The organism is Nostoc edaphicum CCNP1411 (assembly GCF_014023275.1).
GTDB classification, from domain to species: Bacteria; Cyanobacteriota; Cyanobacteriia; order Cyanobacteriales; family Nostocaceae; genus Nostoc; species Nostoc edaphicum_A.
In genome coordinates, this window is record NZ_CP054698.1 from 5,340,278 (window position 1) to 5,366,955 (window position 26,678).

Sequence of the window (26,678 nt, forward strand, 5' to 3'; positions counted from 1 at the left end):
CACTAACTGTTAAGAAATGCGATTGTATCTGTCTCGGTGTTGGTAAGCGTAGCTAGATTTGCACACCTCCAGCTTGAAAAATCTGTTCGGCGGTTAAATTCAATTCTGGGAAAGTAGGCGAGACAATATGGGTATCGCCTTTAAATTGAGTAACTTGGTACTCACCATCAATGAATTGATAAATTGATATAGTAGGCAGCTTAGGATTGCCAATAAACTTCCTAGCACCTATAGCCGCATAATCTATAATCCAATATTCGGGAATACCTATAGCTTCATAATCAGCTAATTTTTTGTAGTAATCATCTCGCCAATTAGTACTAACAACTTCAATAACTAAGGGAATAGACGTAGCTTGAGATACAGTTGATTCTTTTTTCCATAAAGGCTCATTCACTAAATTTGGTCGATTGATTATTAAAATGTCTGGGGAATAAGCTGATTCACCTTCAGATGGCTTGACTAATACAGTTTTTGGAATGAAGTAAGGAAGTTTTTGTCGCCCAATTTCGATAGATATATTTAGCGCTAAAAAACCAACAACATCCTCATGATCTCCAACTGGTTGTGCCATTTCAACAATCACGCCATCATGTAATTCGTATCTCCCACCCTCAGGCCGCCAAGCTGCAAAATGTTCAAAAGTTACTAATTTGTGTATGGCTTGAATCATAGAACCTCGCTTGTTTTAAGATAACCTAGCTCTGTCAAGCGTTTTTTAAGTAGTTTGGTTGACTCCCGTCTTCTATTATTCTGAGTTTTCCTTTTTAAATTTCATACTTGCCCAAGTTACCTCTTCATCACTCTCATTTTTACCTTCATCGACTTCATTGATTGCTGCAACATCTCCCAAAGTCATCTGCTTGACTTTTGCAACATCACCTTGACTAACTGCTTCGCTTAATTCGCGTTTTAAACGAGCATTTTTAATCGCATCTTCTGGAGAACGGGAACTCGTATTAAAACATTTTTCTAGGGTTTCGTATATTCCCACGCGACGAGTCTTTTTGCGATACTGGCGTTCTGTATCTAACAATTTCGCCATGAGTTCCAAGTGCATCGCGTCACCTTCACAGATTTCTTCTAATACTATCCATTCATCACGACCTAGTAGGCTATAGTCTGCACCAGGACGGGGGTCTTGAAATTCTTCGCCTGTCACTTCTTGATAAATCCGGGGTAAGCTATCATCAAATTCGTGTCTTTCTTCTAGCCAAATGCGGCGGATTTCGCTCATTTCTTCTAGAGTAATTAAGGTGATGTCGCGCATATTTTCTGGCGCTGTTTGACGAATTTCTTTTTCAACTGTAAGCAACTTTCTTAACCAATCCTCTCGCGCTTCTTTAATAAAGGGGCCAGGAATAGGTTCAATAGATATCCCCTCGTCTAAGTTACGCTCATAAAGTTGGACACCACCATTTCTACGTCGGAAATCTCTTTTATCACGGGTTTCTTCAGCGTCCAATTCTTTACGGAAATCAAGTAGAGGTTGCATCCACTCTTTCTCTTCGTCATTCTGGATCATCGCCGCGAGTGATTTATCTTGACTAACCAGCGTACAAACCCAGCAACCAAAACGAGAGCTACCACAACTAGGGGTAGATGTATCAACAACTAAAGGACATTCATTATCAGCAGAAGCACCTCGATACATGGTGAATAAATCTTTATTGCTGTACCCCCAAGGGTTTTCCCACTGCATTAAATAAATCCAGACTTCATCGTTTTCCCAGTCTTCAATAGGGCTGTAAACTAAAGAATTTGGCAAGTTCATATTAGGACTGAGGCGATCGCGTACCCGTTGGGCTTCCAATTTTTTCATTCGGTTAGCACGTTTTGTACTTTCAGCTTTGCGAGTCCCCAACACAACGATCGCTTCTCCACTCGCTCGGATCACATCACGAATAAAGCGGTTAGAGGGATTAATTTTGAGGCGTTCTGTACACCAGCGAAATTTCCCTCGCGGTGCTGGATAACCTTTACCAATCAAACCCACCCAGAATGTCTCTTTAAAATCTGGCTGTAACAAATGGGGAGCAAATGGTAATCCTTGCGCTTCGGCTTCAGATTTCATCTGTTTTAGAGAACTGCGTACCCAAGCAGCAACTATAGGATTCTCTACCAGCGTGTCTGTAGTAATAACGTATATTGTTTTAGTTCGTTTTTCAGGTGGGAGTGCTGCGATCGCATTCCAGATAAGCTGTAAAGTAGCAGTACTATCTTTTCCGCCCGAATAGCCCACCACCCAAGGTATCTCATCCAAACAATACAATTCTTGAATTTCAGTGGTGAGAACTTGGATGTAGTCCACTAACTCTGCTACAGTACGTGTTTGCTGGTTTTTATTTTCTGCTTGTTGTGCTGTAGTCATTTCTCCTTCTCTCTGGAAACACTGGCGTAATATCTGGGCAAATAGAATTCACGTCTAGATAGACAAAACCCAGCGACCTGGGTTGAATAAAAGTTTTTAAAAACTTTACTACTAATATCCAAATTTTTGGATAATTAAACAACATAATCCTATTCTGTTTTTAAAATTTAACATGAAAGATAGTGCATCTGACCCGACTGCTGACATTGCTAAAGAGTACCTGGAACGAGAAAACAAGGAAAAACAGGTACTAGCTTTACTCCTGGAGAAGTTTTTAGGGAGAAAAGATCAGATTCTCGTTCAAAAAACCGAGATGGGTGGTACGGAGGCTTATGTTAGCTCTGTTACCTTGGAATGGTTTGCAGGTCGGGTTCACTTCGCCTCTGGCTTACCTCTGTTTCAAAAAAAGTATAATCCTGAAACTGATAATGTCGAGATTGACGCGGATAGTATTGATGAAATTCAGCAGCGTCCCCTTGATTGGTCACGTCAAGCACCGCTAGTGCAGTATTTAGCGGCTAGACAAAATCACAAGTTTCCGCCAGTGCTAGTAGTAATTAATCAACCGTGGGTGGATAATCCCAAAGCTGCTGAGTGGGATAGCGAAGGACGCGCCACCAAGTCTACTACTGATTTTATACCCTTAGATAAAGACGCTAAAGTAGGCCTGCTAAATATTTCTGAGGATGATGTAACCATTTATGCACTAGATGGTCAACACCGATTAATGGGTGTACAGGGGTTGATGGAGTTAATCAAAACTCGCAAACTCCAGCGCTATAAAAAAGATAAAGGTGCTGATGACAGTTTTATTACAGTCAATGATTTGATAGAAAAGTACCAAGTAGACCTTGCTTACTTGCAAAATTTACCCAAAGAAAAAATTGGTATTGAGTTCATCTGTGCGGTAGCGGCTGGGGAAACTCGCACCGAGGCGAGGCGGAGGGTGAGATCGATTTTTGTTCATGTCAACCTGATGGCTGCACCCTTGACTAAAGGGCAACTAACACAGTTGAATGAAGACGATGGTTTTGCGATCGTTGCTAGAAAAATTGCAGTTACACATCCACTATTAGAACAACGACAAGAGCGCAATCCTCGCGTTAATTGGAATAGTGCAACAGTCGCTTCCAATTCTACAGTTTTGACGACTTTGCAAGCTCTACAAGATATGTCTGAGCGATATTTAATTCATAAGTTCCCTCACTGGAAACCTTTAGAAAAAGGTCTAATTCCCATGCGTCCAGAGGATGAAGAAATTGAGCAGGGAATTGAGGAATTTAAAAAGCTATTTGATTCTTTGGCTAGTCTTTCCAGTTATAAGATTTTAGAACACGAGGATACACCAGCTTTACGGCGCTTCAGCTTTGAGAAAGATGGAGGTGAAGGAAATATGCTTTTCCGTCCAGTTGCTCAAGTTGCATTAGCACAAGCTTTGGGAATTTTGGTTTTTAAAAAAGGTTTTTCCTTAGCAGATATTTTTAAGAAACTGCGAAAGTTTGACCAGCAAGGTGGTTTTAGTGGTATGGAATATCCTCAATCTCTTTGGTATGGGATTTTGTATGACCCAAATAAAAAGCGGGTACAGGTTGCTGGACGAGATTTAGCGGCGAAGTTATTGGTTTACATTCTGGGTGGAGTTCAGGAACAGATGGAACGTGCTGAACTTCGTAAGGCTTTGGCGGATGCTAGGACTGTTGAAAATAAAACAATAGGTTTTGATGCTGAGTTTGTTGAACCGAAAGCAGTAGGACTTCCAAATCTTCTGAGCTAGCAAAGTTAAGTATGGATTTTTCAGTGTGGTTTTTACCGATGCTATAGCCTACAAGGGTTGCGTATCATGTTTGCTAACATCTACCAATTGGTATAAATATTTATATGGCTCAAACAAACGAAGATAGTAATAATAGTGTTTCGCCAGAGATCAAAGCTAAGTTTAGTACTTTGGTTGCGCCGTTCTTTGAAGACCATTATCGAGATTCCTGCTATCCAGGGCTGATTTTTCGCCAGGGAAAGCGGAAAATGCTACAAATTAATATACCAGCTAAGGACTTTCCAGCACTTTTAGTAGCAAAACCTGCTAAGGACGATGATCCTGAATTAGGTAAACAACGCCCAGAAGTCCCCGGTCATGCTGAAGAGATCAAAAATTATATTATCGAACAAGCCCGAAAAGGAAAACCCTGGATTTTGGGGACGCTGACAGCAAATGTACCCGCAGATAAAATAACAATTCTCGAATTAGGCAGAGGTATGTGTATAGTTGTAATTCCTCGTGATGTTAAATTAGAGATTACAGATGGACAACATCGTAAGACTGCTATTCAAAAGTTAATTGAAAGTGAGGAAAGTTCCTTAATTAGTGATAATGATTTTCCCATTACGCTGGTCTTAGAAGACGATATTGACCAGTGTAGAAAAGATTTTGGAGATATGGCTCAAACTAAACCACTAGGTAAAGCATTGCTATTATCATTTGGTGAATTTGAAGGTCGTGTTGGTATTACTAAAAATTTAGTAAAACAAGTGAAAATTTTTTGTGACAAAACAGATAAAATTCAAGATTCTCCACGTATTCAAAAGAAATTTATTTACACAAATAACTACATAACAAGGTCTGTGAGTTGTGCTTTTACAAAGAATCCTGATTCTGAACTTCAAGACTATGATGTAGAGAGTTCATCTAATGCTCTAGCTAGTTGTCTCAATAAGTTTTTCTTTGAATGCAGTAACACAAGATATATTTCTGAGACAAAGGTAGCTGATTTGACTATTGCTGAACTAAGAAAATTTAAAGATGAATGTATACTGGGAGTGAGTGCTGGTCTGGAAGTTTTAGGACGATTGCTATACTTCACTTACAACAAAGACAGCAATTATTTTGATGATGCAAAAGTTTCCCAACTTGCACAGATAGATTGGACAAGAAGTAATCCAATTTGGGAAAATAATTTAATTAGGATAGATCCTAATCCTAAAAAACCGGATAAGCGTTATAAACTATACACTAATGCCAATGCAGTAAGTGGTGCAGTCAAGGCGCTTAAAGATAAACTAGGATGGATGGAAAACTCTTCCTATTGAAGATACCCTGATTCAAGAGAGGAATTTGGTGAGATCAAATTCCTCGTCTTGTTGCTCTATATTCGTTCGCTCATAACTGAGGAATAATAAAATTCGCTCTGCATAATCTACTGACCCACGCAATTCATTTTGCAATATTTCCAATCCACCATTAGCATACTCTTCAAATATATGATTGCGTTGTCTTTCATATTCCTCTTCATTAATAGATAGTGTTTTTATATCTTTAGTTTCATTAATTGCTAATAATTTTATTAAAATATCATTTCCCATTGAGGCAAAATACTCTATCCTAATTGGCGATGGTTCCCTTTTAGAAATCTCTCCCAAAGCCACCCGCCTTTTATGCTTTGCACCCAAAGCTGCTGCAAATACAATGACATCAGCAAAAGTATTAAAAGGCCCGGTTCCACCATCTGAAGATGTTAAATCTTTCACCAACTCAGCTTTATCTTTAGCAACCCTGATTCTGCCAGTTTCAGCCATTGTTTTAATATCTACATTGTTGCTATTTTAACCGAAAGTTGGAAGTGATAGTAATTATTAGCGCATTATTTTATACTAGTATGTGGGCGATCGCTAAACAAACAAATTATCCACTAACATAGTCCATCCTGGCACTGCGGGTTCAGCTTCAGCCACCTCACCACGTCGATACACTTGCGGTTCATCAGTATTAGTAGCACCATATTCCCCACTCTGCTAACTTTCATCTTTATAAATCTCGCTACGATGTCCTACTTTAATTACAGTTACTATCAAAACATCATCACCTATTTCATAAACCACTCGATAATCTCCTACTCGAACACGATATGAATTATCATCACCTTGTAATTTTTTTACCCCATTTGGACGCGGTTCTATTGCCAAGTCGTTGATTTTAGTTTGTATGCGCTGTTGTACGTCTATAGGTAGTTTCCTAAACTGCTTTTTCGCACCCCTTGAAAATTTAACTTCGTAACTCACGCAATATCCTTGTTTATTTCGTTTCTTATTTCGTTTTGAATTTCATCCCAAGATACAGTGCCATTAATGCGTATATCTTCCCTAGCTTCTTTAATATCTTTTAAGTCTTCTTCATCATCTACATCATCGATTCTTTTTAAGAGTGCATAAATTTCATCTAAAGTACTGTCATAAGCTTGATGTAGCAGTACGTTGATATCTTTAATTAACTGTTCTCTTTCGTGTGCTGTCATTTTTAATCATCCGAATGTGGTTTTACTTTTTCTGCCACCATCTGTAGTTTTCCCTAAACTCAAGTTGGAAACTGAACATCCTCATAAACCGAAGAAATAGGAAAGTGAAAATCAACACTAGTTAAATGAACTTCATCCCCTTCTTCATAAGGATGTAACTCCCAGAGTCCTCTATCATTTAACCGGAAGCAATCTAAACCAATTTTTTCAGCATCAATGAGGACATATTCTTGTAAAGTCTGAATGCGACGATACCGCGTAAATTTTGTACCTCTATCGTAAGCTTCCGTACTTGGGGACAGAACTTCAACAATTAAACAAGGATATTGGAGAAATTGAATAGCTTGTTTATCTCGTTCATCGCAACTCACCACAACATCGGGATAATGAAAAGGCCCCTTCTCAGATACACCTACTTTCCCATCCGCCATATTCACACGACACCCACTTCCTCGCAGGTGACTTTTTAACGCTGAAGCTAAGTTTAAAGCAATATCATTATGGGGAAGAGTACCCCCAGTCATGGCGAAAACTTCACCATCAATATATTCGTATTTAATTTCTTGGCGTTCTTCCCATTCCAGATATTCCTGTGGAGACATATAATTTCTGTCTGGACTAGCAACCATAATTTCATTCCTCCCTTTTTCTCAACTGTAACTAAAAAACCTCTGCGCCTCTGCGCCTCTGCTTGAAAAAATTACCCCTCCGTTCTCACCGTCAAAACCTGCGGCGGCGTAGAATCTGGAGGATACAAAAAGTCTACTTGTACTTCTCGCTTCCCACCCGCCAACATTTTCAGCGTCACCAACGGTTCACCCCTTTGTCCTCGACGCTGTACCAAATGGACATAGCGCGTTTTTTCCACACCATTATCATCGATGTAACGCACCCGCACCGTTCCCCGAAAGAATATTTGTTCTACACCTGGCTTTAAAAACAAAAGTCTATCTGTTCCCCCTTCATCCTTCACAGGAGTCTGGATTGATACAGTTACAGTCTGGGTTTGATTAGTAATATTTCTGAGGGGTAAAGTCAGATTGTATTCAACACCATAGTTACTGTGAGCAAAGTACGCTGTATCAGGATAGCGTTTTAACATTGGTGCGCTTTGAATTTGTTCAGTGCTGAGAGTAATTAAATGTACAGTTCCCAAAGGATAAGAAAACGCCTTTCCTGATTGGGGGTATCGTTAATTCAGACACATTGGAATTATCCGTAAGCTGTGTTTGCCATTGCGTTCCTTGGGAGACACCAGCGACGCGACTAAATACTGTTGGTTCTCTGGGAGGGTCGAGAGGTGTGGGAATGGGGTCACGCTTTCCTGCTAAACTGGCTGTATCCAGAAGCTTTTGCCACTCGGCTAAGGTGGGTGGAATATTACTATTTTTGACTAAATTTGCGAGATAAACTGGGCTACTACTTGTCAAGCGCATCATCGTAGTGCGACCGTTAGAAGCAGGAGCCTGTACGGGAATGGCTAAATTCGCTAGAATTTGCGTTTCTTTTGGTTCTATCACCAGCTTTTCGGGGAAAAATCCCTTGGCGAACTCCCCGCAATACATCATTCATTGTGCGATCGCCTGGCCCAGAGTAAACTGTACCTTGGGGATTTTCCACCATATCAGGTAAAGCGATAAATGGCGCTTCTTTGGTGAGGTAACTAGCTGCTTGTAAAACTTGCAGTGTAACAGGTTCATTCCCTGGATTATGTACAATTATCCCTTGGTAAACAGTGCGGCTTTGGGCTGATGTTTCCGCCCTGACGATATGATGAGCAAATATATCAAATCTGCCTTCAAAGGGATAATTTAAATGTGCTGACTGTACTTGTTTCCCATCTGGGGGGAAAGTTGATAGTAAAATTCCTTCAGTTGTTACCAATTCGGGACTATTGCTGTTAAAGGTGGGAATAATATCGAGTTTTCCTGGTAAAGGGCGTACTTCTTGCGGATGTACTTTAACTCCGGCAATATATTGTGGGGGAACCGTGTAAATATTTAACGCCCGACATATCAAAGCTGCAACTTCGCCTCTAGTAGCGCTTTGCAGTGGTTTTAGCTGTTTGACATTGGGATAATTGACAACAATACTATTAATAGTCGCAGATGCGATCGCATTTTGGGCATAGTTAGGAATTTGTCCCGCATCGTCAAAATATTGTTGTAATATCTGCGTTGGGTTGGATATAGGGCTGTAATTTTTTCCACCAGCTATGACACCAATGATTTGGGCGCGAGGAATTGGCTGGTTGGGTTGGAAAATTCCACCGGGATAACCAGAAAAAAATCCTTTTTGGTAAGCGGTAGAGATTGCTTTATTTGCCCAATAATTATTAGGTACATCTTTAAATAACGTAGCAGTGCGTTTCACTGGTGAATTAGGAAAAGCATTTAGCATCAACACTGCTGCTTCAGAGCGTGTCACCGTTGCTTCTGGGCGAAAACTACCATCAGGGTAGCCTGTAATCAGTTTACGCTCCCCTAGTTGCTGCACACAATTTTTTGCCCAATAGCTTTGGGTGTCAGAAAAGGCTAGGGCGTTAGAGGTTGATAGAGTTAAGAGTGAGACAACAACTGCTGTAGTTTTTCGGAGAAGCATTCGTAAACTTTAGTATAAACTAAAGCCATTAAAGCATTTCACGGGGACTTGAGAAGTTAAAAGGACGGTTTGTAATCGCCCTGCTTCTAAGTTGACAAGCTGTAATTACCTATCTCGTTCAACTTCCATAATTTCCGTATACTCAAACTCATTCGGACTTTGTTTCACCAAAGGATATCTTTCTCCACCCAACTCAATATAATCTTGTTCACAATCCGGCTTGGATGAATAATATGTAAGCACATATTCTCTACCAATTCTGTTTGTAATTTCTGCTTCTACTTCACCCCGCCACTGAGTTTTAGTTACTAAAACTATCAACTGATTCGCTAATTGGGGAATTGTCTTCGCAATGTGTCGCCGCGAATTCTCATCTAAACTACCGAAGGGTGAATCCATCACAATTGGGAAAGTGCTACTATCGGGAATCATCATCATTTTTCGTTTCTCACTCCATTCCCTTACTTTGTCAATGATGCTGGCAATAAAGGATAAACTGAGAATTTGATTCTCGCCCGTTGATGCTGCAACTGGTGCTTCTATACCTGTGGTATTTTCTACTAATGTCAGTTCATATTTTTCACTAATTCTAGGAATGTATGGAGTCACAGAAATCTCCATAAATATCTCTTGTACTCGCTTTTCTAGTTGCAGGCGAAATTGTTGCTCTTGACGATTTCTAACTTCCGTTAACCGTTCGATTGCATCTTGAGTAGCGTTAATTCGTCGCTGTGCTAGAGTTTGCTTGTCTTCATTCAGCTTTTGCTTGGCAATTTGTTTATTTAAACTTTCAATCTCAGTTGTGAGTTGAGCAATTTGTTGCTGATTTGCACCCTGTTCTCGATTCAATTCATCAATTTTACTTTCAATTTCATCTAAGCGTTTTTGTAAGCTGCTAATTTCTTCATTAGCATCTTTTCGCAACCGTTCTTGAATATTGTCTAAATCACCTTCAATTTGAGATATGCTTTGCCTTAATTGATTAATTCTACTTTGTTCTCTATCAACCTCTTCCCAAAAACTTACGGCTTGTTTATCAATTTCATCTACTTGAGCTATCATCCGAATTGCAGTTTCTTCCACCACCGAAGAACCTGCTTTATTTAGCCAGTTACTCACATGAGTATGAGAATGATTACCCTCGTGTAATTCTGCGCCACAAATACAGCGCTGAGAATTGAGTAAATCATTCACAAACTCCCGCGATATTCCTGATGTTAACTCGCCTCTCTGCTTTAAATCATTGATAATTCCTCGAAACTGTGCTGTAGTTTCTGACAATAAAACGGTATAACCCCGCGCAGAAATAACTTTTTTCAGCGCTTCCTTTGTTTTTTTATATTCTTCTTGATTCGCCGTCTTCTGTGATTCTAAATCCTGCCATCTTTCTTGCAATTCTTTAGCAGCACTCAGTTCTCGTAAACGGTTACTTGTCTCTTTTTTAAAAGTTTGTTGATATTCTAACTCTTCTTTAATTTCTGTTTGCCGTTTGGTAATGCGTTCGCGTTCCCGTTCTATTTTTTCTTGCTGTCGTAATAGTTGTTTTGTTTCAGAATCACCAATCGCTTTTAATTCATTTTCTAGAGCTTTTTTAGCATCTCCCAAATGTCTGATAGAACGATTGATTACCTCTACACCCAAGAAAATTTTTGTAGCTTCGGCAATTTCAGCCTTTTTATCAGAACGGACTATTTCTTCAATTCGTTCGCCGTCGAAGAAAAAATATTGATGTAAAGTAGCAGGTAAAATTTGATTAATTATATCGTCTGGTTGCTGATTTGGTATATTCCATTTGCCATCATCTGCACCAACCCACATGGTTAATTGAGTTTTGCCAGCGTCAAAATCACCTTCGTTTTTATAACCCCGACAGGCGCGTTTAACGCGATAGCGTTTACCTTCATGTTCCCAGCCAATTTCTACCCAACATTCTACAGCTTGACCTTTTTGAGCTTCTGCGATCGCACGCTTATTAACTAACTGTTCTATTGATGCAAACGCCGCACTAAACTTATCATACAATACCCACGTAAAGGCATTTAGTAAACTAGTTTTACCAGAGCCATTATTGCCATGAATAATCGTTGTATTCTGAACATCTCCACCAGCCAGAAGCATCTCTGGTGTCGTACCATAAAAGGAGCGAAAGTTGCATAGCTTGATTGAAGTCAGCTTCATCGCACCTCTTCCTTAATAATGTCCAAAATATTATCATTTATATGGCTGTTAATCTTTTTATCTAGCCTGCCTTTTTCCAGCTTCCATACCCGCTCAATAATTCGCCGTACCTCTGGCGGAGCGCTGTTTATTGGCTCTTGCACATCATCGATATTCGCATCTTGTGACATCTTCGGTTTGGAGCAATAGTTTTTCTATATTTTAACTTTCTCTAGTACTGTATTTACCTCCGTAAAGCCACTGTTAGCGTTATCTTTAATTTAGCCAAAACTATTTTTTCAAATTTATAATTTTCTTTGAAAAAAGACTTTATTATTGAATTGTCTTCTGTTATTATTAATATTAACAATCTAGATCATAATGGGATGTAAGTGAAATTTTTAAAGCAACTTACATCCCATTATGATCTAACTCATAATTTTATTATTTCATACTTAATGCTTCTTTTTTCAAAACTCGAAAAATTTTACAAAATAATACAACTATATAGTTCATCATCAAATATCTAATAAACCATATCGCTTTTGTAAATCAAGTAACTTCATTCTTGCAACGCCTGCATTATCAGCTAAATCGGCAAATTCCACAAAGCGACGCAATTCTTTTTTCAACAAATTACGCTCAACTTCGATAGTTTCTCTATCTAAATCTGGTGGCAAAACAATCATGTCAAATATTGTCGCGCGTTCTTTAGCTGGATGAGGACGTAAAACTCGCCCCCGTCGCTGAATAAACTGGCGAGGATTACCAGAACTTGATAAAATCACCGCAGTTTTAATTGCTGGAATATCTACACCTTCATCTAAACAACGAATTGCGACTAAACCTTGCAACTCTCCACTTTCAAATTGATGGCGCAATATTTCCCTTTCTTGTAAAGTTGTTTGAGCCGTATAGGTGCTTACCTTGTACCCTAAATCCACACCCAGAATTTTAGCAACAGCTTTGAGTTGACGTAGAGATGAACGTTGTCCCGCATCTTGGGAACCATCACTACAATAAAAAAGAGTGTGACTAGTTTCGCGGCGAGTTGCCATTAAATCCCGCAAAGCATTTAATTTATTTTCCGCCGCCCCAATTAACCTTGCTCTTTGCATCAACAACGGCTTTAAATCTTCATTGTCTTCAAAACTTCCTGCTTGTCCATTTTCTCTATCTCGATAAAGTAGCGATCGCCCAATTCTTTTGGTTAACTTTAAATAGGCAATACTTTCGGCTTCAGTTAACTCTACCAGCACCGGATAATACAGATAATGTACCAAAGCACCTTGAGCGATCGCATCCCTCAAAGTAAACTCTGGTTGCAGAACTGGGCCAAAATACTCAAATAAAGATTGCGTCCCAAAATCATCAAAATATCTTTCCGGTGTGGCAGATAAAGCCAGTCTCAACCCAACACTGCGCGGTAAACTTTCTTCTAACTTGGGTGCGCCTAAATTATGCGCCTCATCCCCAATAATTAAAGTTTTGGCGGGAAAATATTTGAGTTGAGACTGAAACCCATCTCCAATTAAAGTGGAGTTCGTAGTAATCACCGTGACAAACCGTTGAGAACCAGAACGCAGATTATAAATTTGCGTAGAAAGTTGACTTTGCCAAGTGCGTAAATTCTCGAAAGCTAAAATGGGTTGCAAATTAAATTTTTCACATTCTCGCGCCCATTGGGTGACGAGATGGCGGTAGGGACATACCACCACCAAAACTTGTAAATTAATCTGCTGATATAATTCACAAGCGATCGCTAATGCAGTAATAGTTTTACCACTACCAGTAGCCATTTTTAGCGTCCCTCTGCCATTGTTGGTAAACCAGCTAGCGATCGCTTGGCGCTGATATTGCCGCAATTGCAGAGATGGAGGCATTCTTGGGCATCCTGGGAATGGTTGCGTATAATAACTGCCCTTACTTTCCCTTGCATAAGGTAATTTCAACCGGAAAGTGGGCAGTTGTTGCACTGGATTTTGCGTCAGGTACATATTTATTTAGTCATTAGTCATTAGTCATTGGTCATTGGGAAAGAGGAGACAGGAGTTCTTCAATTTTGAATTTTGAATTTTGAATTGATTTCTCCCCACTCCCCATTACTCAGTTGTAACCACGCCAAACACCAATGAGTGAACCTTGTACCTGCACTTGCATAGCGCTGACTTCTATGGGATTGTACTTAGGATTTGCTGGTTTGAGAGTAACGCGATCGCCTTGGCGATAAAAACGTTTTAATGTTGTACCAAATCCATCAACTCTAGCGGCGACGATAGTACCATTTTTTAAATGATTTGGTTCTGCTACTGGACGCAGAAATACCACATCACCATCAGTAATTAAATCTTCAATCATGCTATCGCCAGCTACGCGCAAAGCGTAAGTTTGGGGAGGTAAATCGAAATTAGAAAAGTCTAAATGATCTACAGCATCAGTAAACGGTTCTATTAAACCACCAGCAGCGATCGTGCCCAAAATTGGTACACCTTGCTTAACAGGACGCAAAATCCGAATCGTTCGCGCTTGTCCTTCAGTCCATTCTATATATCCCTTAGTGCGTAAATGCTCTAAACGACTTTGAATTGGTGCTGGTGACTTCAAGTTCATCGCTTGCATCATTTGCCGAATAGAAGGCGAATGCTGGTGCGATCGGATGTATTCTGATAACCATTCGTAAAGTTCTTGTTGAGCTTCCGTTAGACGTTCCATAAATTTGTGGGAAGTAATTATTAATGTCTCTAGAACATTAGTACTACAAAAAACTCCCCATAACAAGAGAAAAGTAAAAATTATGAAAGGTAAAAGCAAGAATATTCTCTTTTCTTTTACCCATTTATTTCGGATTTTTTACCAGCAAGTAGTTAGGAGCCAATTGCACACTAGCTATTCTGACTCCTAACCTGGATTTCTCACAAGTGAGAAATCCAGGAGTGTGGGAGGTGTGGGAGGATGGGGAAAAAGTCTTACCCCCCACACTCCCCACACTCCCCACACTCCCCACATTATGCGTGAGAAATCCGGGCTAACTCCTTTCATTCCGCCCCTAAGATACTCGCAAGCAAAGCTTTTTGAGCGTGGAGGCGATTTTCTGCCTGTTCCCAAACTTTTGATTGAGAACCTTCAATAACTGCCTCAGTAATTTCTTCACCACGATGGGCTGGTAAGCAGTGTAAAACAATTGCCTCTGGATCAGCAAGACTCAATAGCTGTTCCGAAATTTGGTAAGGCTGGAAAATTGGCATCCGATTATCAGCTTCAGATTCTTGCCCCATACTTGCCCAAACATCAGTATAAAGTACAGTAGAACCCTTAGCTGCTAATTCTGGATCGTGAGTGACAAGGACTTCCGTTTTGTTATTAGCGATCGCTCTTGCTTGTTCTACAATCTGAGAATCTGGCTCATATCCGCTAGGGGTAGCAATTCTGACATTCATCCCCACCAAAGCACAGCCCAACATCAGAGAATTAGCCATATTATTCCCATCACCCACGTAGGTCAAAGTTAAGCCAGCAAGAGTGTTAAAGGTTTCTTGAATCGTCAATAAATCAGCTAATACCTGACAAGGATGTTCTGCATCAGTCAGCGCATTAATCACCGGAATCTTGGCATAGTGAGCAAAACTTTCTAAATCCTGCTGTGCAAAAGTGCGAATTGCTAAAATATCCAGATATCGATCCAATACCCGCGCCGTATCCTGTAAAGGTTCCCCGCGACTAACTTGAGTGACATTAGGGTTGAGATCGATTACCTGTCCACCCAGTTGGTACATCGCCACAGTAAAACTTACCCGCGTGCGAGTTGAAGCTTTGGAGAACAACAAACCCAAAACTTTATTACACTGCAACTTCAACTGCTGTGATTTAAGTTGAGTTGCCAATTGCAGGAGTTCTTGAAGTTCCGTTGGACTGATGTCCGCCAGACTTAATAAATCTCGTCCGAGCAATGCTGCCATGCTTGTAATCTGTAAAAAATAATTATATATTTCTGTTCCTTTATTCAGCCGTGCTAAGAAAATATAGTTTTAGAACTGCACTAGATATTTTTGCGCCCAACCCAGGATTTGAGTTAGCTTTTGCCGTGCATATTAATTTATCAACTTTATTAGCGATCGCAATCACTACAATTGCAACGCCAACTCAACCATCTAGCCATACAAAAGCAGCGATATTGCCAAAATCTCTAGTCTTCTAGCCTTATTTCTGAAGAGGGAGATATTTTTTAGCAATTACAGCTAGACAAATAAATCGATTATGGTACAATAAGAAATTGTGGTTGCTAATTGAGAGTAATCAAAAAAATTGCCAGCATAGCACAGTGGTAGTGCATCCGACTTGTAATCGGAAGGTCGCGAGTTCAAATCCCGCTGCTGGCTTTAAGTATACATAAGTATTTAAGTTGTCGATTGTGTACGGTAATTCAGCCCATTGGCGATCTACTGGAGTGCATCATGTCCTAAAACTTGTGGAAGTAAAGGAAAGGACAAATTGAACAACCATCCTCCAGAATATCTTCAAGTTCAAATGACACAATTTAAACCTTTTATGTAAAATTAACCTAATTTTTATACATATACAGTCAAACAGATTAAAATAATAAATCTTTCTTTTGTGTAGATGGAGCCTATACTAGCATCACTGCATTTTTATATCATTAAGTATTGTAAGCTTGCTTTGTGGTATAAACACTTCTACTAACAAGAAAATGATTGTTATTTTATCTCTATTTTCCCATGATCCAAACTAGTCTAAACCTTAAATATTTTGAAAATGCAGTAAATCCTATATTTGCTAACCATGAAACTTTTCACCCTCGTTTTGGTTGGTTGAAAAAAGGATTTGATACAGCTAAGAAAAATCCAGATATCTTCTCACAGGATGATGCTCCTGTACGTTTAGGTGTTGGTAAAAATATGGTACGTGCTATTCGCTATTGGTGTAGCGCTTTCAAAATTATTGATAAAAATAATTTACCAACAGTATTTGGAGAAAAACTTTTAGGAGATAATGGATGGGATACTTATTTAGAAGATCCGGCATCACTATGGTTATTACATTGGAATTTATTAAAACCCAGATGCGACGCGGCTGCTTGGTATTATATCTTTAGGACTTACGCATTGACAGAATAACAAAATAGTGAATTCATAAATAAGGGTCGTCTACTTTACAGGTATCGGACAATTAGAGAAATTACTAAACCATCGACAGGACAATGCAATCTAGACCTCTACACCTTATTTCTGCTGTCAGAGCCAAAGTTTGGGGGGTGCAGTAGGTTGGCAGAGATATTGGGAGACGTTTCACATGATAGTGTGAATCGGTTTTTGTTGAGAGAGAGATACGAACCGAAAGATTTATTCAACATAGTAGAGAAAATCATTAACTTGGTAGGAGGGATACTAAGTGTAGACGATACAGTTATAGAAAAAATTTACAGTGACCCAAAAAATGCCGAATTAATCAGTTATTTTTGGTCAGGAAAAGCCCATAAAGCTATTATTGGCTTAAATTTAATAACTTTATATTACAGCGATACTAACGGTAATTCAGTCCCAATAAATTACAGAATATATGACAAAAAGGAGGAGAAAACAAAAAAACGATTATTTTCGAGAAATGGTGAGTGAAATAATAAGCTGGGGAGTCAAGCCAAGAATAGTAACAGGAGATAGTTGGTATTCAGGAGTAGAAAATTTAAAATTTCTAAAAAACCAGAAATTGGGTTTTCTATTCGGGATTGAAAAAAATAGAACTGTCTCAAATGAGCCGCATAAGTATTGCCAGGTAAGTACTTTAGTGATTCCAGAGTCAGGATTAAGAACTCATCTGAAAGAATTTGGATTTATAAAGTTGTTTAGGAAAGACTTCAAGAAAGAAGACTCTAGACACTATATTTTGTATGTTCCAGATGAGGAAAGAATCAAGGATATAACCAGAAATGAATTTATCACAATTCATGATACCCATTGGGGAATCGAAACCTTTCATCGAGCCATCAAACAAGTATGTGGAATTTGTCGGTTCATGGTTAGGGATACCTATGCAATCAAGACTCACATATTTTGTTCACTTCAAGCTTTTATTAGATTGGAGTTTATGCGGTCTGAAAAAATAATTAGCAATTGGTACGAAGTACAACGGAATATGTTCACATTAGTTGTACGTGAGCATATTTTTGCAAACCTTAACAGTGATGGCATTATCTAGACTCCATAGATGATTCTTTTTGTCAATGCGTAAGTCCTAATCTTTAATGTTTTTCGAGATTTGGATTTTACGAAAGAAGATATTTTGGCTGGTCTGAAAGATTATATAAATAATTTCAATAAGACTATTGCTGAATCTTCTTTTATAAAAGATGTAAATTGCATTTTAAGAATGTATGCAACACAAGATTTAATGAGAGACAATAGCCCAGTCGAAGATTCTATTGACTGTCCTTTTAACGAACTAGGTTTAATTCGTCATTTTGGGAAAAATTATCAGTTTAAAATGGGTGCAAAAGCGAATTTACCTGCATCAGTTATAGTCGCCGCTTGTTTAGAATATGCTAGTTGGGCAAATAAAGATAGCAATACAATTACCAGGGCTATTTCATTCTAAACATAAAGGCTGTATGGTAAAATGCAGCACTAAAAATGAAATACATCTAGTACCGTGAGCCAACCAGCAATAATTGAAGCTTTTCTTGAGCTTCAAGACCCCCGCCGCCGGGCTGGGCAACGTCATACGTTGCCATTGTGTCTAGCATTATTTACCCTTGCGATCGCAGCGGGGAATAAAGGATTTTTAGCAATCGGAGATTGGATTGCAAGCTACCACGAAGAATTGATAGAACTATTAAAACCTGCGAAAAATAGATTACCCTCATATAGCACCTTACGTCGTGCCTTGTTACAGGTTAATTACGAGGAATATGGAGCGTGTCTTGCTAAGTTCTTTAATATACAACCAGTCTGCGGAGAAACCATAGGGTTAGATGGCAAAGTCATCAAAGGTTCGTATCAAATCGAAGAAGATAATCCAAATTCCGATTCTCATCCGGCAATAATGTTAGTTAGCACCTATATTGTCGAGCGTGGTTTGATTTTAGAGCCGTGGGAAGTAGATGCTAAAACCAATGAAATTAAAGCTCTACCAATTTTGATTCAAAAATTAGCTCTTCAAGGGGTAGTTTTCGCTTTTGATGCGATTAATACCCAAAAAAAACTTGTGAATTGATAATCGAAACTGGCAATGATTACATTGCTGCCCTTAAAGGCAACCAACCAGGTCTGTTTAAAGATGTTAAAACAAATTTTATACCAGACTCTACGGTTTCACTAATTAATAAAGGTCATGGTCGAATCGAAAAACGTAGAGTTAGTATTTGTCAGTCGCCAAATGATATCAGATTCTGGCCTGGTCTGAAAACTATCATCCGAGTCCAATCAGAACGTCAGACTATCAGACACAATCATATTGAAGTCCAAAATGAAACACGTTATTACATATCTTCCTTAAGTACGACAGCCCAAGAGTTTAGCGAGCGCATCCGGGGATATTGGGGTGTTGAAAATAAAGTTCATTATGTTCGAGATGTAACTCAAGGAGAAGACGCTTCTAGAATTCGTACTAAACCTTTACCCCAGATTTTTGCTATCGCTCGTAATTTCACTCTGAATTTATATCGAAGTCAAATGTTTGAAAATATGGCACAAGCTCAACGATTATGTTCATTTGGGTTAGACACACTTAAGCAATTTTTTAGAATGAAATAGCCCTGCCTGTAGACCCTAGAGTAGCAGAAAAACTCATGTACTATATGACTACTGCTTTTGGTAATGCAAATAGTGTAGATCATGGTTATGGCAATCAAGCCGCACAAGCAGTTAAACAAGCTCGTCAACACATAGGTGAATTAATCAATGCTTCTGTCAAGGAAATTATCTTTACGTCTGGTGCAACAGAAAGTATTAATTTAGCAATTCAAGGACATATTTATCAACGAAATACTCCCCCCAAAATAATTGTTTCCCCAGTTGAACACAAAGCAGTTTTAGATACCTGTAAAGTATTAGCCAAAAAAGGGCTTGCTGAAATAATTTGGCTAAAAGTCAATCGACAAGCCCAAATTGATTTAGAACATCTAGAAAAAGTCTGCTCTGGCGGTGCTTCCTTACTCTGTGTGATGGCTGCTAATAATGAAGTAGGGACAATTTACCCAGTAGAAAAAATTGGAGCGATCGCTCAACAATACCATATCCCTTTTCTATGTGATGCTTCCCAAGCAGCCGGTAAAATTCCCCTCAACTTCCAAGACTGGGGGATTACCTATCTAGCTATTTCTGGGCATAAACTTTATGCACCCAAAGGCGTTGGTGCATTAGTAGTGAGAAAAGGTCATTACCTTGAACCACTCATTTACGGTGGTGGACATGAACAGGGACTCAGATCGGGTACGCTGAATGTCCCTGGAATCGTTGGCTTGGGGGAAGCTTGTAAATTGAGAGAATTGGAGATGCAAGCAGATGAAAATGCGATCGCACTTTTACGAAATCATCTGCAAAGCTTACTTCAAGCTGAAATTCCTAATTTACTGGTGAATGGAGACTTAAACAACCGTTTATCAGGTAACTTACATATTTCTATCCCTGACATCCCTAATAGTGCCATTATTGCTAGAGTTCGCCATAAATTAGCTATTTCTACAGGTGCGGCTTGTTCATCAGGTATTGTCGCGCCATCTCACGTTCTGCAAGCGATGAATCTTGCAGAAAATATAATTGAGGGAGCGTTAAGAATTGGTATTGGGAAATTTACAACCAAAGAAGAAATCGAAAAAGCATCTTCTGCGATCGTCAGTACAGTAAAGGCTATTTTGAGCCTAAAATAATAAAACCCTTATTAGGGTTTTAAGAGTAATATTTTCAAATACACAAATCTGTCAAATTGTCAAACAATTTGGCAGGCGACACTTATAAATTCGCAAGTTGTCGGTAGCGTTCCTGAACTTCCTGAATCGAAAACAAAGTTTCAAACTTTAACCCAGCTGACTGATACAACTCACCTCCACCTTGTTGTCGGTCTACCAGGGAAATTATTTGATTTACGGTATAACCTGCATCTTTAAGACGCTCAACCGCTTTCAGAGCAGATTGTCCAGTTGTCACCACGTCTTCCAAAACTACAACATTTGCACCTTCTGGTAAACTAGGGCCTTCTATATAAGCTCTCGTCCCATAACCCTTGGCTTCCTTGCGAATAATCAGCGCTGGTATTGGTCGGTTTTCATAAACAGAAACTATACTCACTGCTGTCACAATTGGGTCAGCCCCCATTGTTAAACCACCTACAGCCTGTGTATCTACAGGTAACAAAGGGAACACTAACCGTCCAACTGCTAAAGCACCTTGAGGATGCAGTGTCACCTGTGTCTTGTTGACATAATAAGAACTACGTAGCCCAGAAGAAAGGAGAAAATCACCCTCTTGATAAGCAAGTTGGCAAAATAAATCTAGTAGCTTGTGGCGCAAGGTAGTCAAATCAGGAGTGGTTGCCCAAATATCTGAGTGGGTAAGAGTTTCAGTAGGATACGTCATTACAAAACATTAAAAGTTGTGCTACACCAAAGGTTGAACTCATCAGAGTTCTGAACTTAAGCATAAATTAAGATTCGCCCAAAACAAAAATTGAGGAGTCAGAAACGTGCGTATAAAATTCCAAACCCTTGGTGGTTTATTAGTGCTACTTGCTGCTGGTATTGCTTTTCCCTCAGTTGCATCTGCCCAAACGGAAACACCTAAAACTGAAACTACGAGTGATGTGTTTGAACGAGCTTATTTTCGTCACGATCGCAATTTCTACGAAAATAGCAGCCTCAAACGCCAGCTAGACTCATTTCTAGGATCTGGTGCCGGTTTCGGTGGTTCCTTCCCAGAAAATGAAATTGCCCGCGATGCAGAGCTGGTTAACACTTTATATCATGATGTCCTGACTCAGCAAGTTGGCAACGATCCTTATATTCGCACCCCTGATTTACCAAATCCTTATGACACATCACTGATGATGTCTCCTCGTTTGAATAGCAACAAACTCAGAGTAGGAACTGAATTCAGGTTTGAAACCTTACCATCCCGGTAATATTGGGGAGTGAAGAAGGGAATAGGGTACAGCTTATAGGGTACAGATTATTCCCTATCACCTGTCACCTGTCACCTCTCCCCTAATTCCGTCTATTACTAGTTTTTGATGATGTTAGTGCGCCCTGCTGGAATCGAACCAGCCTGAAGACGAATTATGAGTTCGTTGCCTCCCCAATCGGCCAAAGGCGCTTGTTTTGTTTGGTTATGGGTTGCTATGAGTAAATTATTTTAACTCTTAGGTCAACCTTATTTGCTAATTTTAGAATGAGGAAAATACCTCATGCACTGAGTTTAGCCAATTCCATGAATATAGCACAAATTTATCATGTGCGAATACTGGACAATAGTTCACCAGATTTTTATACTACATAATTTGATCATAGATATAGTGCAAACTAATATTGATTAAGTTCCTTTAAGGATTGAGGTCAAAAGCTTCACTATTCTTAAATAGACCAGCATTCTATTGTGATAGCTTGTCAGCGATGAAAATAAATTCTACTGTACTTCTTACTTTGATTTTGTTAATCCTGATGATGGGAGCAGGTTCTGTAAGCGCATTTTTGGGGTTTGAACTGGGGAGTTCAGCACTTAAAGGCGTTACCACACCAGATGGGCGTCCCACAACCAAATTTGCCAGCAATAAGGCAAATAGCTCTCAACAGGGAGGGCTAGTGCTATTAAAAGAGGAAGAGATTCTGAAAATTGTCAAGGCGCGAGTTGAGGGTAAGACCAAGGCTGCTAAATCGGAAAAGCTAGAGGAAGATGATGAAGAAACCAATAGCAGCAAGCAAAAGCCAGAGGAAAAACCCCCAGTAGTGGTTGAAGAAAAACCCCAGCCAGGTTTTCCGGTTACTGCCCAAAGTGAGGGTGTAACCATGACTGTAGAATCTTTCCGCTACTCTGGTGGTGATTTGCTTCTGAAAGTGAAAATGCAGAACAAAGGTAAGGATTCTGTGCGCTTCCTTTATAGTTTTCTAGATGTTAGCGATGATAAAGGACGAACCCTGAGTGCCAGTACAGAGGGTTTACCAACAGAATTACCTGTAAATGGGCCAGCATTTTCAGGTACAGTGAGCATTCCCACAGCTTTACTTGATGATGTCAAGAAAATATCACTTGCTCTTACTGATTATCCCGCTCAACAATTGAAGCTAGAGGCATTGGATATTCCTGTAGAAAGGTAGATTGGCATTGGGAATTGGGAATTGGGAATTGGGCATGGGGCATGGGGCATGGGGCATGGGGCAGAGGGGAAAAACTTACTGCTCCCTCATCCCCCTCATCCCCTTCATCTTCCCACTCCCCACTCCCTATTCCCCCTAAATGGAGGGCGTGAGTTTTACACGAGCTTTGGTGGTGATTGGTTTTCCTAATTTAATTTGGACAGATGTGGCGCTACGGTTATTGTCAGTGCTACTACTGATTGCCATAAATGCCTTTTTTGTGACAGCGGAATTTTCGATGGTGAGCGTGCGGCGATCGCGTATTCACCAGCTAGTTAAGGCTGGGGATATTCCAGCGATCGCAGTTGAAATGCTACAACGCAGTATTGACCGACTGCTATCTACCACCCAGTTAGGCATTACCCTCTCTAGTTTGGCACTGGGATGGATTGGCGAAAGTACGATTGTCGTGCTGGTGAATGCATGGTTTAAATCCTGGCCTTTACCTAGTGGGATGACTACCTTCCTGGCGCATTCCCTATCAATTCCCATTGCCTTTTTCTTAATTGCCTATTTGCAAATAGTGATCGGAGAATTATGTCCCAAATCCTTAGCTATGCTGTACTCAGAACAGCTAGCGAGGTTTTTGGGGCCTTCGGTAAAAGCGATCGTGCGTTTTTTTGGCCCCTTCATTTGGATTCTCAACCAATCAACTCGTTTTTTATTACGGATTTTTGGCATCCAATACACAGGTCAAGGCTGGCGACCACCTGTAACCCCTGAAGAATTGCAACTAATTATTTCTACAGAATGGGGATCTACTGGTTTACAGCGTGCGGAGCGAGAACTTCTCAATAATGTCTTTGAGTTTGGGGATGTCATGGCCCAAGATGTGATGATCCCCCGCACCAGTATTATCACGCTGCCAAAAGATGCTACCTTCCAGACATTACTCAAGGAAATGGCTTCCACTGGTTACTCTCGCTATCCCGTGATTGGTGAATCTTTGGACGATGTTCGCGGCATTGTTTATTTTAAAGATTTGGCACAACCTTTGGCTGTAGGAAACCTAAGTTTAGAGACACAGATCCAACCTTGGATGCGTCCCGCCCGGTTTGTTCCAGAACACACGCCCTTGAGTGAACTCTTGCCCATGATGCAGCAAGAGAAACCCGCTATGGTCATGGTAGTGAATGAATTTGGCGGTACTGTGGGACTAGTGACAATCAAAGATGTCATTGCCGAAATCATTGGCGACGCCGGCGAACCTGAAAGCAGCGACGACTTACTGATTCAGATGTTAGATGAGCAGAAATTTTTGGTGCAGGCACAAATTAACCTCGAAGACCTCAACGAAGTTTTGCATCTCAATTTACCCGTGACAAGAGAATATCAGACACTGGGAGGCTTTTTGCTGTATCAGCTACAGAAAATTCCTGTTAAAGGCGAAACCTTCTGTTATGAAAATCTTGAATTCACTGTGGTATCAATTGTTGGCCCACGCCTGCATCAAATTCAACTGCGACGCCTGGAGGAGGAGGGGGGAGGAGAGGGATGAGGAAGCAGGGGGAGCAGGGGGAGCAGGGGGAGCAGGGGGAGCAGAGGGGAAATAACCAATGCCCAATGCCCAATGCCCAATGCCCAATGCCCACATTAAGCATAGGCCACTGGATCAACAAGTCCCAATTCGGCAAAAGCTGCTAGCCGCAAGCGACAAGAATCACACACGCCGCAGGCGACATCACCACCGGCATAGCAAGACCAAGTTAGTTCCCAAGGAACTCCCAATTGGTTCCCCAGTTGGATGATTTCAGTTTTTTTCAAATTTATTAGGGGTGCAACAATATTAATTGGTTGCCCCTCACGCCCCTGTTTGGTTCCCAGGCGAAAAACTTCCTGCATTGCCTGAATATAATCGGGGCGACAGTCAGGATATCCTGAGTAATCTAAGGCGTTGACACCAATATAGACACGCTCTGCTGCGATCGCTTCGGCGTAACCCAGAGCAAAGCTTAAAAAGATGGTATTACGAGCCGGAACATAAGTGACAGGAATATTTTGAGACATTTCATCCAGCGATCGCTCCTGGGGTAAATCAATGGCGTCATCGGTAAGTGCTGAACCACCCCATTGTCGTAAATCAAAATTAACTACTTGATGTTTTGCGATCGCAGCCTTTTGACCAACGGTAAGAGCTGACTGCAACTCTCGTCGGTGTCGCTGCTGGTAATCAAAGGAAATAGCATGACATTCACAGCCATCGGCCTTAGCTTTATACAGAATTGTGGAAGAGTCCAATCCCCCAGATAACAGAATTACAGCTTTCATCTCGATTGCAACTTTTGGATTTCAAATCACCAAATCAAACCTTAACAAGATCCCAGGAAGCAATACTAAGGATAATTTACACTTAGGTCTTACTGAATTTTTTAAAACTAATAAAAAGACATATATTTTTTGTAGAAAGTGCAAAATCCCAAGCAAAGCCGAAATATCTATACAAAAGATATTTGGATTACGGGAACCGATCACAAACTTTGAAATTCTTCATAAACATAGGCTCTATGTTACCATCTGGATGGTTTTAGACGGATCGTAACCGGCTTTCGAGTATAAACGCCAACGGCCGTAGCGTCTCTAAATTTGGTGGTTGAGGAGAGAATAATAGTGCAAAATAGCATGTCAGTGGCAGAACCGAATCCATATACACAGCGCAACCAGCCACGACCAATCCGCATAGGCGTGATTGGAGTGGGTAACATGGGACAACACCACACTCGCGTGCTGAGTTCAATGAAAGATGTTGAACTAGTCGGAGTGGCAGATATTAACGTCGAGCGAGGATTAGAAACTGCCAGCAAGTACAAGGTGCGTTTTTTTGAAGATTACTGTGACCTGCTACCCCTTGTGGAAGCAGTTTGTGTAGCTGTTCCCACCCGTCTGCACTATGCCGTGGGTATCAACTGTCTGTTAGCGGGAATTCATGTTTTGATTGAAAAACCGATCGCAGCCAGCATTTCTGAGGCAGAGTCTTTAGTAAATGCCGCAGCTGAGTCTGGGTGTATCCTGCAAGTAGGTCATATTGAGCGTTTCAACCCAGCTTTTAAAGAACTGAGCCAAGTGCTGAAAACAGAGGAATTGCTGGCGCTAGAAGCCCACAGAATGAGTCCCTACTCAGACCGGGCAAACGATGTTTCAGTTGTGCTGGATTTAATGATCCATGACATCGACCTGCTTCTGGAATTAGCTGCTTCCCCAGTAACAAAATTGACTGCTAGCGGTACTCGCTCCCTAGACTCTGGTTATTTAGATTATGTAACCGCCACCTTGGGGTTTGCCAATGGTATTGTTGCTACTCTGACTGCCAGTAAAGTCACCCACCGAAAAATTCGCCGGATTGTCGCCCATTGCAAAAATTCATTTACTGAGGCAGATTTTCTCAAGAATGAAATTTTGATTCACCGACAAACGGCTGCCAATTCTCTCACCGACCACCGACAAGTACTTTATAGGCAAGATGGTGTGATTGAAAAAGTCTACACCAGCAACATTCAACCCTTAAGTGCAGAATTAGAACATTTTGTCAACTGTGTGCATGGTGGCAATCAACCATCAGTAGGTGGTGAACAAGCTCTCAAAGCCCTAAGACTGGCAAGTTTAATTGAACAGATGGCGCTGGAAGATCGAGTTTGGAATCCACTAGACTGGCAATCGGAACCAAGGGTACAATCATTGACACCGACAGCCTAGACCAAGAGGGGATGAGGGGATGAGGGGGACAAGGTAAAATTTTCTCCCTGCTCTCCCACAGCCACAACCTCAAAAAAAATCTAAAATATGTTTTTAAATTTGCCATCAAATCTTTAGATCCTCCCAAGTCCTGATTAGAAAAGCGACTAAGGGGGATCTAAAAAATTAGAAAACAAAACCTAGTGGTTGGTTTCATTAATTTTGTAAGGTTCGTAGTGAG

Annotated in this window: 23 protein-coding genes, 2 tRNA genes and 3 pseudogenes; 13 read left to right on the forward strand and 15 right to left on the reverse strand. The window is 40.4% G+C overall.

The window, feature by feature from the left end:
* Window positions 1–52: 52 nt before the first annotated feature.
* Window positions 53–673, reverse strand: a complete 621-nt coding sequence (locus HUN01_RS25185; RefSeq protein WP_181928472.1) for a Uma2 family endonuclease — start codon at window positions 671–673, stop codon at window positions 53–55.
* A 75-nt stretch (window positions 674–748) separates the two neighbouring features.
* Window positions 749–2,371 (reverse strand): DNA phosphorothioation system sulfurtransferase DndC, encoded by a 1,623-nt coding sequence (gene dndC, locus HUN01_RS25190; protein WP_181928473.1) that lies wholly within the window; start codon window positions 2,369–2,371, stop codon window positions 749–751.
* 172 nt (window positions 2,372–2,543) lie between these two features.
* Here dndC and HUN01_RS25195 point away from each other — a divergent pair, with 172 nt between their 5' ends.
* Together HUN01_RS25195 and HUN01_RS25200 are read left to right on the forward strand one after the other, a co-directional pair.
* On the forward strand, window positions 2,544–4,145 hold the full coding sequence (locus tag HUN01_RS25195) for a DGQHR domain-containing protein (RefSeq protein WP_181928474.1): 1,602 nt from the start codon (window positions 2,544–2,546) through the stop codon (window positions 4,143–4,145).
* A gap of 104 nt (window positions 4,146–4,249) precedes the next feature.
* Entirely contained in the window at window positions 4,250–5,455 is a 1,206-nt protein-coding gene (locus HUN01_RS25200; protein ID WP_181928475.1) for a DNA sulfur modification protein DndB, read from the forward strand.
* Window positions 5,456–5,467: 12 nt separating this feature from the next.
* Here HUN01_RS25200 and HUN01_RS25205 read toward each other — a convergent pair whose 3' ends face one another.
* From HUN01_RS25205 to argF, 10 genes and pseudogenes are all read right to left on the reverse strand, one after another.
* Window positions 5,468–5,941 (reverse strand): DNA phosphorothioation-associated protein 4, encoded by a 474-nt coding sequence (locus HUN01_RS25205; protein WP_181928476.1) that lies wholly within the window; start codon window positions 5,939–5,941, stop codon window positions 5,468–5,470.
* A gap of 216 nt (window positions 5,942–6,157) precedes the next feature.
* Window positions 6,158–6,424 carry a type II toxin-antitoxin system RelE family toxin gene (locus HUN01_RS25210; RefSeq protein WP_181928477.1) on the reverse strand — a complete coding sequence of 89 codons (267 nt, stop codon included), beginning with the start codon at window positions 6,422–6,424 and terminating at the stop codon, window positions 6,158–6,160.
* Window positions 6,421–6,657 (reverse strand): hypothetical protein, encoded by a 237-nt coding sequence (locus tag HUN01_RS25215; RefSeq protein WP_181928478.1) that lies wholly within the window; start codon window positions 6,655–6,657, stop codon window positions 6,421–6,423. The genes HUN01_RS25210 and HUN01_RS25215 overlap by 4 nt, the downstream gene beginning before the upstream one ends.
* Window positions 6,658–6,716: 59 nt before the next feature.
* Window positions 6,717–7,286 carry a Uma2 family endonuclease gene (locus tag HUN01_RS25220; RefSeq protein ID WP_181928479.1) on the reverse strand — a complete coding sequence of 190 codons (570 nt, stop codon included), beginning with the start codon at window positions 7,284–7,286 and terminating at the stop codon, window positions 6,717–6,719.
* 71 nt (window positions 7,287–7,357) lie between these two features.
* Window positions 7,358–9,258, reverse strand: a pseudogene (locus HUN01_RS36665) (DUF3370 family protein).
* A 105-nt stretch (window positions 9,259–9,363) separates the two neighbouring features.
* Entirely contained in the window at window positions 9,364–11,436 is a 2,073-nt protein-coding gene (locus HUN01_RS25230; protein WP_181928480.1) for an AAA family ATPase, read from the reverse strand.
* Window positions 11,433–11,606, reverse strand: a complete 174-nt coding sequence (locus HUN01_RS25235; RefSeq protein ID WP_167306198.1) for a hypothetical protein — start codon at window positions 11,604–11,606, stop codon at window positions 11,433–11,435. The genes HUN01_RS25230 and HUN01_RS25235 overlap by 4 nt, the downstream gene beginning before the upstream one ends.
* 327 nt (window positions 11,607–11,933) lie before the next feature.
* The gene (locus tag HUN01_RS25240) at window positions 11,934–13,412 is read right to left on the reverse strand and encodes a DNA phosphorothioation system restriction enzyme (RefSeq protein WP_181928481.1); all 1,479 of its coding nucleotides are present in this window, start codon (window positions 13,410–13,412) and stop codon (window positions 11,934–11,936) included.
* A 109-nt stretch (window positions 13,413–13,521) separates the two neighbouring features.
* Window positions 13,522–14,127, reverse strand: coding sequence for a transcriptional repressor LexA (gene lexA / locus HUN01_RS25245; protein WP_181928482.1), 606 nt, complete (start codon window positions 14,125–14,127; stop codon window positions 13,522–13,524).
* 323 nt (window positions 14,128–14,450) lie between these two features.
* On the reverse strand, window positions 14,451–15,371 hold the full coding sequence (gene argF, locus HUN01_RS25250; RefSeq protein WP_181928483.1) for an ornithine carbamoyltransferase: 921 nt from the start codon (window positions 15,369–15,371) through the stop codon (window positions 14,451–14,453).
* A 50-nt stretch (window positions 15,372–15,421) separates the two neighbouring features.
* Between argF and HUN01_RS25255 the strand changes: the two genes are divergently transcribed.
* The 7 genes and pseudogenes from HUN01_RS25255 to HUN01_RS25290 all read left to right on the forward strand — a co-directional run bounded on the left by HUN01_RS25255 (window position 15,422) and on the right by HUN01_RS25290 (window position 20,293).
* Entirely contained in the window at window positions 15,422–15,610 is a 189-nt protein-coding gene (locus tag HUN01_RS25255) for a hypothetical protein (protein WP_181928484.1), read from the forward strand.
* A 109-nt stretch (window positions 15,611–15,719) separates the two neighbouring features.
* Window positions 15,720–15,791: transfer RNA gene (locus tag HUN01_RS25260), tRNA-Thr, on the forward strand.
* A gap of 357 nt (window positions 15,792–16,148) precedes the next feature.
* Window positions 16,149–16,547, forward strand: a complete 399-nt coding sequence (locus HUN01_RS25265; protein WP_238845595.1) for a DUF4007 family protein — start codon at window positions 16,149–16,151, stop codon at window positions 16,545–16,547.
* 51 nt (window positions 16,548–16,598) lie between these two features.
* A pseudogene (locus tag HUN01_RS25270) lies at window positions 16,599–17,625 on the forward strand (IS701 family transposase).
* A 60-nt stretch (window positions 17,626–17,685) separates the two neighbouring features.
* Window positions 17,686–18,021, forward strand: coding sequence for a DUF4007 family protein (locus HUN01_RS25275; RefSeq protein ID WP_238845597.1), 336 nt, complete (start codon window positions 17,686–17,688; stop codon window positions 18,019–18,021).
* 54 nt (window positions 18,022–18,075) lie between these two features.
* Window positions 18,076–19,178: pseudogene (locus HUN01_RS35635) on the forward strand (ISAs1 family transposase).
* Between the two features lie 44 nt (window positions 19,179–19,222).
* Window positions 19,223–20,293 (forward strand): cysteine desulfurase family protein, encoded by a 1,071-nt coding sequence (locus tag HUN01_RS25290; RefSeq protein WP_238845606.1) that lies wholly within the window; start codon window positions 19,223–19,225, stop codon window positions 20,291–20,293.
* A gap of 82 nt (window positions 20,294–20,375) precedes the next feature.
* Here HUN01_RS25290 and pyrE read toward each other — a convergent pair whose 3' ends face one another.
* Complete coding sequence (gene pyrE, locus HUN01_RS25295) at window positions 20,376–20,999, reverse strand: orotate phosphoribosyltransferase (RefSeq protein WP_181928485.1); 624 nt, start codon at window positions 20,997–20,999, stop codon at window positions 20,376–20,378.
* Between the two features lie 106 nt (window positions 21,000–21,105).
* Here pyrE and HUN01_RS25300 point away from each other — a divergent pair, with 106 nt between their 5' ends.
* Window positions 21,106–21,540: a hypothetical protein gene (locus tag HUN01_RS25300; protein WP_181928486.1), complete on the forward strand. Its 435-nt coding sequence runs from the start codon at window positions 21,106–21,108 to the stop codon at window positions 21,538–21,540.
* A 118-nt stretch (window positions 21,541–21,658) separates the two neighbouring features.
* Here the strand turns inward: HUN01_RS25300 and HUN01_RS25305 are convergent.
* Window positions 21,659–21,731 (reverse strand) — tRNA-Ile (locus HUN01_RS25305).
* A gap of 296 nt (window positions 21,732–22,027) precedes the next feature.
* Here HUN01_RS25305 and HUN01_RS25310 point away from each other — a divergent pair.
* A complete protein-coding gene (locus tag HUN01_RS25310) occupies window positions 22,028–22,729 on the forward strand; it encodes a hypothetical protein (protein WP_181928487.1) in 702 nt (233 codons plus the stop codon).
* 139 nt (window positions 22,730–22,868) lie between these two features.
* Entirely contained in the window at window positions 22,869–24,266 is a 1,398-nt protein-coding gene (locus tag HUN01_RS25315; protein WP_181928488.1) for a hemolysin family protein, read from the forward strand.
* 95 nt (window positions 24,267–24,361) lie between these two features.
* Here the strand turns inward: HUN01_RS25315 and queC are convergent, their stop codons facing one another.
* Complete coding sequence (gene queC / locus HUN01_RS25320) at window positions 24,362–25,036, reverse strand: 7-cyano-7-deazaguanine synthase QueC (RefSeq protein ID WP_069068974.1); 675 nt, start codon at window positions 25,034–25,036, stop codon at window positions 24,362–24,364.
* A gap of 339 nt (window positions 25,037–25,375) precedes the next feature.
* Between queC and HUN01_RS25325 the strand changes: the two genes are divergently transcribed.
* Window positions 25,376–26,458 (forward strand): Gfo/Idh/MocA family protein, encoded by a 1,083-nt coding sequence (locus HUN01_RS25325; protein WP_069068972.1) that lies wholly within the window; start codon window positions 25,376–25,378, stop codon window positions 26,456–26,458.
* The last annotated feature ends 220 nt before the right edge of the window (window positions 26,459–26,678 follow it).